Genomic DNA, 9180 nt, shown 5'->3' with positions numbered 1-9180 from the left:
GACCGTCACCCGCCCGACCACCCGGTCAGGCCCTTTCCCCGCGAACGCACACCCATCGCACACCCCGAACATCACAGCCAGTCACCACCCGGAGATCTCAAACACCTTCTTAGGGAAGGTCGCTGTTGCCACCCAGGTTGGCGATCATGCGCCGCAGAACGTTGAGCGCAGCCACGTACTCGGCCGTTTCGATGCCTTCGTGCATCTGTTCGTGAGCGCGTGCGTTGCGATCCCTTGCACGGAGCCGCCCGGCCTCCCCGGTCTCGGTCAGCGTCAGAATCCCGGCGTCTTCCTTCATCCATCCGCGGGCGACCAGGTCGTCGAAGACACCGTCGAAATCGATCCCGAGGTCGTCGAAAGAGACCAGCCGTTCAGTGAGCTTCGCGCGGCTCCACGTGCCGGGTGCACCAGCGACATGGTTGAGCGTCCACCAATGCGGCTGGGTGAGGTCTTCCACGGCGAGCTCCGCGCGGATGCGTCCAACCACCCTGCGGTATGCCTCGCCACTCCAATAGCCAACGGGCTGGGAGGCAAGCTCTTCCTGGGAGTACTCTTTCATGATCACGTTGATGCACTCCTCCTGGCCGACCGAACGGACCAGAGGACGGTAAAATCTCAAGTGGACTTGAGGTCAAGGAGCCTCTACGGCGCGGGACGATGCCCGGACAGGCTCTCGGGCAACCAACCCCACAAACCGACGGCCCCTGAGCATCGGGCCTGGCTGCCCAACCACGGTTCGGGTGAATCGTCCGCCGGTTTCAGCAGCACACTCTGGCCCACCTCACGGCCCGTCCACGTCCCAGTGGACGGGCCGGTCCGTCAGACCACACTGATGAACGACCCGTCGCGGGGCGCCGCTGGGGAATAGAGGAATGCTTCCAGTCCGGGAAGAACGAGGTCGGCCTCGACCATTATCAGGTCCGGCTTTACCACGCCTGGTATCGGCATATCACCTTGGCGATGCTCGCCCACGCCTGGCTCGCCGTCACCACGACGAAACAACGCGAACAGAACCCACCGGCCGATCCGCCGACGATGACCGCCGTGGGATATCAACGTTTCCCCGGCGGCCTACCGGCCGCCGAACAGCCGAAGCCGGACCGGTGCAGGATGACACCATTCACCCTCAAAGAAATCCGACACGTCTTCGCCCTGCTCGCCGAAGCCGTTCTCCCACCCACCATGATCAGCTGGTGGTCGGACTGGCGTCGCAGCCACCAAGCCCGCGCCCGCTACTACCACTACCAGACCAGGACTCGCGTCACACAAGGGACCGACAGGCAGCGAGCAGCCACACAAAGATCACTGGCGCTGTAGTACTATGCGACACGCACAGCCTGCGTGAGCCTGTCGGCAGGCCATTCAAGCCCCCACGCCTCAAAATCCGCACGCTCACAGCCAAGATCATATTTGCTGCCGGCCGCAGCCATCGCCTCGTTCCAGTGATCGAGCGAGGACATTGTGAGGACAGCCCGCGTCACCTGCGGATGGCTCAGCGCCCAGACGAGAGGTCTCACCACGGGCGACCCTTTCCTCCCACCGGCTGCTGCCAGTCTACCGCGCCAGAGGGGCGCCATACCGAAGAAGGGAAGACCACGCTTCTCGAGCTCGGCGAAGAACACTCGAGGCCATACCTCCGCAGGGGAGAACTGCGCGGCCAGACCAGTGACAGTTTCCACTGCCATGGCGGTCGCCATGTGCTGAGGTGAGTGACAGTACGCAAACACTCTTTCGACGACCCCGGTTGCCAGAACATCGCCGGCAGCTCGGGCGTAAAAGTCGTACACCTGGTCCACATCTGCCAGTGTCGTGGCGCTCTCGGTGCCCTTCAGGTCAATCTCGAGGATGCCGACATCCAGACGGGATACACCCAGGTTCCTCAGGGACCTATCGATACTGCGCCCCACCCAGGAGGGCATGGATTCCACGGAATCAAGTGGGGCCTCGACCTTAACAGCATGCCGGAGCGAGGGTCGACCCGCGCTCAGCCAAGCCCTGCGGACCGCCCACTGTGTCTCCAACATGGGATTGCTGTGCACCCACCCCAATCCGTCGGACAGCGCCTGAGTGAGAGCCAGTAGTCCAGGTCCAGACTCCTTATGCGGCAGAAGGCGCCCCGCCACGAAGGTACTCGTACCAAAGCAGATGCGATCGTCGTTCACTCACTGGCCTCCACTTCGCGGCAGTCCCGCCCGGCCGGCGGTCGAGTGGTCCGATCAGCACGACCCAGGACAACCCCGCTCTGCGCCACACGGCAAGCCGACACAACCATCACGCCCACCGAATTTCATGGAAGATCCCCGGTGCACCGGAGAAACTCACCTCCTTACGGAGGGCGAACAGGCACCAGGGGCGCGGCGTCCGCCGAAGAGGCATACGCGCCACTAAAGGAACGGCGCGGGGTGGGCCAGGTTCACCGACTCCGGATTCCAGGTATGAACTCGGCCAAGTTTCGCGGTAGGACAGGGAAAGGTCTCCAGCTCCGGTGTCGCACCGTGAACCAGGCCCGATGTATTCAGAAGATCGAGATCATGTTCGCAGAGGTGCAGAAGACCCATCGCGACGAAGGCACCGTGGCTCACCAGTATCAGATCATCGTTCGGGTATGCCTCGACGAGACAGCAGAGCACCCCCGCGAAGCGCGTCAACGCCTCGCCAAGCGTCTCCCCACCAGGATGACCTGCAGCGCGGTCACCCGAACGCCACCGCCGAGAGATAGCATCACGTGATGCCTGATCGGCGGCCCCCGCCCCACGTATCTCCGACAGGTGAGGGCAAATGGATACCTCAACTCCCAGTAGAGCTCCGATGATCCGCGCGGTCTGGTGTGACCGGCGAGCTGGTGAACTCACCAGTCTGGGCCGCGCGGCGCGCATGTCCAGCCTGGTGGCCGCCGCCCGTGCCTGCCGGACGCCGAGAGAACTCAGGGGCGGATCGGGACACGCCCGGCTGACAGCCGACGACGGGTGGCAGTGACGAACGAAGAGGACGCGAGTCATGGTCGGGCCCACTGCGCCCAACGGTCCTGACCGTTCACCGCAGCATCCATCATCTCCCCTGACCACCGGCCTGAGTGTCAGGATATCCCGACGGGGAATTGAGCGCGTCCGGTCGGGGAACCTCACATGTGGCCGGACACCGCCGCCCGCCGCATCTTCGATCTCCACCCGCTGGTCCCGACATCGCCGGAACCTCACCCGGGTGGCCCAGGACCCGCCCTTCCCCTGCGACACAGGCCGTCGCGTCAAAGCCGCCCCCTGTGCCTTCCCCTGAGAAAGCCGATCACAGAGAGCGAGTGAGTCAGGTTGGATGCGGACGAGCTCAATGCAGGCGGGAGCCCCGACACACGCCGCGCACGGCGCCAGGATCCCCCCCGGCGAGGCATGCAGTGAACGAGCCACAGGCGGACGTCCCGGATAACTCTGTTGACGTGGCGGTCGCGGTGCTGATCTTTTTTCTCGGCAGTTCCGTCTACCTGATTAGTGTATTATTCTGGCTAGCGGAACAGCTTTCGTCATTCTTTGTCGGAAACGGCTGGCCGCAACCCACCCCGGCTGGTCCCGTGAGCATTGTCGAGTCCCTGGTCAGCCGCTTGGAAAGCAACCCCGGGCCGCCTCCCTCCGAGTCCCACCGGGACGCCGGACCGCCGTGGCTGACGTACGTCATTCTGACAGTTCTTCTCCTGTCACTGCTCTGCGTCGCAATCTGGCTCGCTCGATTCGCCCTAAACTGGCGCCGACGCCGCGAATATCGGCTCTTTCGTCTCGGATTCGCCTCTGGCCAGGAGATACGCAAAGTCCTCGGTGCCCAAGCCGTTCTTCGCAAGGGTCCGTCAGTCCGCCCGTCCCGGAAGGTGGAGAAAAACGTCGAACCGCGCGAGGTTGGCTTCTACCTGGGCCGTGATATCAGGTCACGCCAGGAGTTGTTTGCCTCGGTCGAAGACGTGTTCATCATCCTGGCGCCCCCCAGGCAGGGAAAGGACGTACACTTCTGTACACCTTTCACGATCGATGCACCGGGCCCCTGCATGGTGACCTCGACGCGCGCCGACGCATTCTCCAACACGTATGGCAGTCGAGCCAGGATGGGAGAGATCCACGTCTTCGATCCGAATGGACTTACGAGCTGGCCCGAACGACTTCGGTGGTCGCCGGTACGCGGATGTGATGACCCTTTCACGGCCGCAACCCGGGCCAGCTCATTCGTAGCCGGTGCCGGATTCGAGGTCGCGGGTGACGGCGCGCTCTACAGAAGCGCCGCGATCACAGTCCTTCGTTGCTACCTGCATGCTGCGAGCTTGGGCGGTCGCACAATTGCCGACATCATCCGATGGTCCACGGAGCCAACCGACCCCGAACCGATCAAGCTGCTCCAGGGCAATGCGCTGTCCAGCCCCAGCGCGGAGAAATGGGCCGGCGAGCTTGAGTCGATGACAGGGGCAGATCCAAAGTTCCGCAGTGCGACCTGGGCAAACCTGGTACAGGCACTGAGCTGTTTCTCCGACCCAGCGGTGGTAGACGCATGCTCTCCCGGGCAGGACGAGATATTCGATCTGAAGAAATTTGTTTCTGGGAAGAACACCCTGTATGTACTTGGCAAGGACAAGAAGCACGGCAGTATCGCCCCCATCGTCACAGCGATGCTGGAGGACATCTTCGACGAAACCAGGAAGATTGCCTCACGCATGCCGGGGAGTCGCCTTGACCCACCTCTGACCATCGAGCTGAACGAGGCCGCCCACATCGCCCCCCTACCCAACCTCCCCTCTTACATGGGAGATTCCGGGGGTTTCTCGATCGCACTTCACGTATATCTGCAGTCACTTTCCCAGGCCCGGGCAAGATGGGGCGAGCACGAAGCTATGATCATGTGGGACAACGCCGCCGTCCGTATCATCATGGGTGGGGCGGGCAACGTGGACGACCTCGAAGACATTTCTCGCCTCATGGGTGAGACACCGACTCCAAGGCCGACGACCGCCGGTCCGCGCAGCCGTCGCGTACTTTCCCCAGAGGAGATCCGTACCCTCGAATTCGGGACGGCGGTGGTTGTCGCCAGGTCCGCCCGTCCGGTTGAGGTGAAGCTAACTCCGTGGTGGAAGCGTCCCGACGGCAAGGATATAGCAAGCGGCAAGGGCCGAACCGAGGAAATGATCCTGAGCTATTCAAAGTAGCAGACTGTCGCACCTGATCATTTGCGAACATGGTTCGTGGTCTGCAGTACGGGACGGGGCCCCTGCGGCAGGCTCGGGGCCGAGGCACCTGCCGGGTACGGGGTGGCTACGGAGATCCTCGGGTTCGTGGAGCCGGAGCCCCCCGAACGCCCCGGCGGGCCGTCTCCACGGCGCGGCACACCATCCCCGTCTCGGCGGGTGCTCAGCGCGCCATACAAGGTACGGATCGTCACCGAGTAGCCTTCACACCGAGTGGATCACTCGACCACTCTCACACCTACACCCACCAACTGCCTGATGTGACTTTCCCACCAGCGACACCTCGCCCCCCTGCCCTGCCGCTCCACCTGGACGACCTCTGGGACCACCTGAAGCCACCGCCGTCTCCTCTCACTCCGCGTGAGCAGAAACGGTGACGGTGCCGCCGGATCGGCCATGGCCACAAGAACCGCACATCTCTGGCCTCCGAGTGGGCCACAACAGGACCGACCTGCTGCCCTTTCCAACTCGACCTGCCCAGGGTTCAACCGCATACCGTGGTCATTATGCGTCGCCCTGACGGCCGAACCGCCACTCGGCCACTTGAGCTCTCTCCTCACTCAGCAACAAATCATGGTAGCGCTACTCTATACTTCTGGAATGCTAGCGGATGGACTGGATGGCAGTTTGGCCAGGAGGGTCGGGCATGGTGGAGCAGCTGGCGGAGGGGCTGCTGATCGCCGTCATCACGCCCAACAGCGGGGGCGGCTTCGACCGAGCCTACGCTCGTGCCACCGACGTCGGGCTGCACGTAGAAGAGGTGTTCCTAGTACGACTGGACCGGGTCGTGATCGAGATGCTGCTGCGGGAGCAGCTGTCTTCTACCACAGCCCGAGAGGCCGTAATCCCCTCGCTACTTGCCCGGCGGGTTCTGCTCTCCTGGTGGCACCCGGATAAATCCGCACCCGGACCTCGCGATGCCTCTGCATATCTGGCGACAGACCAGGAGGACGTCCACGTGACCCTCGTCCTCCCTACGGTCAAACAGTTGATTATGGATTCTCTGACAGGATGGTCGCCATGGTGCAGCCACATCAAAATGCCCTCATAGATGTGCGCATTCTCCTTCTGCGCGGCGAGGACGTACTAATGACCCAGCTCAGTGCTGGAAGGTTCAATGGCCGCTGGAATGTACCTGGTGGCCACGCGTCTCCTGGAGAGGATGTACTGTCCGCCTCCGTCCGCGAGGTGCGGGAAGAGGTCGGCCTAGGAGTGCAGCCAGAGGACCTGGTGTTCAGCAGCGTGTCCCATCACCGGCCGCCGACGAGGTCGGAGAAGGTAACTTTCACCTTCTCGAGCCGGAGTTTTACCGGCGAACCCTATGCCGCGGAGCCTGACCGCGCCGCTGTCGTCCGGTGGATGTCGCTGGACGATCTACCGGCCGCACTCATGCCTCAGGCCGCTGTATCGTTAAAACTCTTCCGGCAGGAGGAGCTCTTCCACACGTACGGTCTGGGTGGCGTGAGTGGTTTGGAAGCCGGTGGAGATTGAGTGGCAGGCCCACCGTGATGCGGTGCAGTAGTTCTTCGCGATCGTTCGAGTTGGCGAGCTTCTCGGCCGCGCATGCAGGTCCGGTCAGGCCGTTGCAGTCCAGCGCCGACTGATGATCTGAATGGTTCGGACTCCCGCTGGGAAACCATGGTCGTCCGAACTTCAGCGCCTCTCCCATCTCGGGCCACCCTCATTGAAACTCGCGCCGGCTCGTCAGTGGCTCAGTGCCTGCCTGCTTTGAATCTTGGTGGTGTGTACCGCGCGTGGTCCGCTTCTGATCTTCGTGGTGTGGCGGGCTGGTCTGGTGGGGCTGCGCCGGGATGGTCCAGACATGGCTCGATCGCACCGGTATCCCTCGGATCTGTCGGATGAGGAATGGTCCTGTGTCGAGCCGTTGCTACCGCCCGCGCCGAAGGACGGGCGGCCGGAGAAGCACGACCGGCGTGACATCGTGGACACGATCCTCTACGTGACCCACAACGGGGTCGTCTGGCGGGCACTGCCCGCGGACTTCCCGCCCTGGAACACCGTCTATGGCTTCTTCGAACGGTGGAAGAAGAAGGGCGTCACCCTCACGGTCCACGATGCGCTGCGCGACGAGGTCCGCCAGGCCGAAGGGCGCCGGCCCGAACCGACCGCTGGTGTGATCGACTCCCAGCCCGTCAGGGGGCCCCAACTGTGACAGCCACGACCCGCGGCTAAGACGCCGGGAAGAAGGTCAACGGCCGCAAGCGATGCATCGTCGTCGACACGTTGGGCCTGCTGCTGACCGTGCTGGTCGTCCCGGCCAGCCGTCAGGACCGCGACGGTGCCTGCCATGCTGGTCGACCACTACTTTCACGACTCCCTCCTGCCGGTTCCTGTCCGCGGACGGTGGTTTCGCCGGCCGTTTCGTCAGCTGGGCCGCCGATGTCGTGACGACAACCGTCGAGATCGTCCGAAAGAAGGAGGGCCAGAAAGGCTTCCAGGCCCTCCCGCGACGCTGGGTCGTGGAACGCACCCTGCGCCGCCGCGAGGCGCTCTGTTGTATCCCCGGCTGAGCCGGGAGGGACTTGGAGGGAGGTTCCTGGGTCGGATGGCTGACCTGGATCCGAAAGGTGAAGGGGACAACAGCATGCCATGATTCCCGGCGGTCGGGTCGAGTGGTCAGGGACGGTGCGCCGGGTGGGCCCGCGTGATACGGCGAAAGCTTAATTGCCTGAATCCTAATCTCCATTCGATGCAAGTTCCCATCCACCGGAAAGACCACTGAAACCGGTGCCGCGCTCTGTGTCGGGGTCTATGGTTACCCGATGCAACCTCCGGGGTGCGGGGCGACACCCAGCGAGGGTGTTCAAGGAGATGAGTGGGACGCCTACGTCACGCTGTCACGTACAACAGAGACGAACGCGGGATCGCCTACCGGGGCGCGAGCCCTATGGCGACGGAGGCCTCGTAGTAGTCGCCGGAGTCACGACCGGTCAGGGAGGGTGAACCGCCCCGGGTCCCGTAGAGAGCCAGATATTTAGACTTCGGCGACTATATCAGTTTCGTTCTGCAAATAGAAGAGGGATTCAAACTCGGCGGGTGGCATGTTTCCACAGCCACTGTGGATCCGCCGGTTGTTGTACCAGTCGACCCACTCGAACGTCGCGAGCTCCAGATCGTCCGCGGTGCGCCACGGTCCCTTGCGGTGGACAAGTTCCGTCTTGTACAGTCCGTTCACGGACTCGGCGAGTGCGTTGATGCTCCTATAGATGTCAAGCCGCCAATGGTGATCGTTCCGCCGGCTTGGCGACGACACCGGGAGGCGAACTTGGCGGTGGTAGGAGACGGTAGACTTCTCGCGCCAGATAACGTTTGAGGCAACGAATTATCTCGCGTTTACTGAGCCCTTCGGCGGTGCGCCTGGTAACGTAGTCGATGGTTGGCTGGTGCCAGCGCATTCGTACGATGATGGCACGGTAGAGCGCGGCGTTCGCCTGCCGGTTTCCACCACGGTTGAGCCGGTGCCGGTTCGTCTTGCCGGAAGACGCCGGGATCGGGCTTACTCCGCACAGCTTCGCGAAGGCGGATTCCGAGCGTATGCAGTCGGTGTTGTCGCCGGCGGCGAGGAGCAGTTCGGCGGCGGTGTCCGGGCCGATGCCGACGGCTTCGACGAGCCGCGGCGCGACGGCTTTCGTTTGCTGCTTCAGGTGCCAGCTGTGTATTTTGATTTCTTCGTGCAGGGTGAGCCAGCGTCGTGCCAAAGAGGCCAGCACGTGACGCATCGCGACGTCCGGGGTGACGGGCGCCTGGACGCTGGTCAGCTCCGCGCAGGCCTTGATCAGACGGAAGTCGCTGAGTGGTACGAATCACCGACGCTCCCGACCGACGGTGTCGCTCCGGCTTCGACGAGCCGGTCGGTGTTGCAACGACCGGTTGAATTCGGTGTGTGAGCCCCTGTCGGAATGGTGCACAAGACCGTTCAGTGGCTGGTCTTTGCGGCCCCAGATCGC

The 9180-nt window shown here is 63.2% G+C and carries 7 protein-coding genes and 4 pseudogenes; 5 read left to right on the top strand and 6 right to left on the bottom strand.

Going from position 1 to position 9180, the window contains the following annotated elements:
• Window positions 1-109 precede the first annotated feature (109 nt).
• Entirely contained in the window at window positions 110-559 is a 450-nt protein-coding gene (locus MXD58_RS13240) for a winged helix DNA-binding protein (protein WP_248841366.1), read from the bottom strand.
• Window positions 560-843: 284 nt separating this feature from the next.
• Here MXD58_RS13240 and MXD58_RS31110 point away from each other — a divergent pair.
• Window positions 844-1317, top strand: a pseudogene (locus MXD58_RS31110) (IS701 family transposase); the annotation flags it as partial.
• A 2-nt stretch (window positions 1318-1319) separates the two neighbouring features.
• Here MXD58_RS31110 and MXD58_RS13230 read toward each other — a convergent pair.
• Both MXD58_RS13230 and MXD58_RS31105 read right to left on the bottom strand, forming a co-directional pair.
• Window positions 1320-1919 (bottom strand): aldo-keto reductase family protein, encoded by a 600-nt coding sequence (locus MXD58_RS13230; protein WP_250609362.1) that lies wholly within the window; start codon window positions 1917-1919, stop codon window positions 1320-1322.
• 465 nt (window positions 1920-2384) lie between these two features.
• Window positions 2385-2999 (bottom strand): histidine phosphatase family protein, encoded by a 615-nt coding sequence (locus MXD58_RS31105; protein WP_374616061.1) that lies wholly within the window; start codon window positions 2997-2999, stop codon window positions 2385-2387.
• A gap of 389 nt (window positions 3000-3388) precedes the next feature.
• Here MXD58_RS31105 and MXD58_RS13225 point away from each other — a divergent pair, with 389 nt between their 5' ends.
• The 4 genes and pseudogenes from MXD58_RS13225 to MXD58_RS13210 form a co-directional block, all read left to right on the top strand.
• On the top strand, window positions 3389-5173 hold the full coding sequence (locus tag MXD58_RS13225) for a type IV secretory system conjugative DNA transfer family protein (protein WP_248841362.1): 1785 nt from the start codon (window positions 3389-3391) through the stop codon (window positions 5171-5173).
• Between the two features lie 685 nt (window positions 5174-5858).
• Window positions 5859-6263, top strand: a complete 405-nt coding sequence (locus MXD58_RS13220; RefSeq protein WP_248841361.1) for a hypothetical protein — start codon at window positions 5859-5861, stop codon at window positions 6261-6263.
• Window positions 6224-6703, top strand: a complete 480-nt coding sequence (locus MXD58_RS13215) for an NUDIX domain-containing protein (RefSeq protein WP_248841360.1) — start codon at window positions 6224-6226, stop codon at window positions 6701-6703. The genes MXD58_RS13220 and MXD58_RS13215 overlap by 40 nt, the downstream gene beginning before the upstream one ends.
• A 274-nt stretch (window positions 6704-6977) precedes the next feature.
• Window positions 6978-7704: pseudogene (locus MXD58_RS13210) on the top strand (IS5 family transposase); the annotation flags it as partial.
• 503 nt (window positions 7705-8207) lie between these two features.
• Here the strand turns inward: MXD58_RS13210 and MXD58_RS13205 are convergent.
• The 3 genes and pseudogenes from MXD58_RS13205 to MXD58_RS13195 all read right to left on the bottom strand — a co-directional run.
• A pseudogene (locus tag MXD58_RS13205) lies at window positions 8208-8426 on the bottom strand (integrase core domain-containing protein); the annotation flags it as partial.
• Between the two features lie 16 nt (window positions 8427-8442).
• Window positions 8443-8952 carry a transposase gene (locus tag MXD58_RS13200; RefSeq protein ID WP_374616059.1) on the bottom strand — a complete coding sequence of 170 codons (510 nt, stop codon included), beginning with the start codon at window positions 8950-8952 and terminating at the stop codon, window positions 8443-8445.
• A gap of 68 nt (window positions 8953-9020) precedes the next feature.
• A pseudogene (locus MXD58_RS13195) lies at window positions 9021-9180 on the bottom strand (IS3 family transposase); the annotation flags it as partial.

This window comes from Frankia sp. AgKG'84/4 (genome assembly GCF_023242965.2).
Classification (GTDB): Bacteria; Actinomycetota; Actinomycetes; order Frankiales; family Frankiaceae; genus Frankia.
The sequence above is the reverse complement of the archived record's forward strand: the minus strand, read 5'-3'. Positions and strand labels throughout refer to the sequence as shown.

What these genes read in the sequence shown, in the direction of transcription:
- MXD58_RS13240 (WP_248841366.1), bottom strand. Translation starts at nt 559, where the DNA reads ATGAAAGAGTACTCCCAGGAAGAGCTTGCCTCCCAGCCCGTTGGCTAT.
- MXD58_RS13230 (WP_250609362.1), bottom strand. Translation starts at nt 1,919, where the DNA reads ATGCCCTCCTGGGTGGGGCGCAGTATCGATAGGTCCCTGAGGAACCTG.
- MXD58_RS31105 (WP_374616061.1), bottom strand. Translation starts at nt 2,999, where the DNA reads ATGACTCGCGTCCTCTTCGTTCGTCACTGCCACCCGTCGTCGGCTGTC.
- MXD58_RS13220 (WP_248841361.1), top strand. Translation starts at nt 5,859, where the DNA reads ATGGTGGAGCAGCTGGCGGAGGGGCTGCTGATCGCCGTCATCACGCCC.
- MXD58_RS13215 (WP_248841360.1), top strand. Translation starts at nt 6,224, where the DNA reads ATGGTCGCCATGGTGCAGCCACATCAAAATGCCCTCATAGATGTGCGC.
- MXD58_RS13200 (WP_374616059.1), bottom strand. Translation starts at nt 8,952, where the DNA reads ATGCGTCACGTGCTGGCCTCTTTGGCACGACGCTGGCTCACCCTGCAC.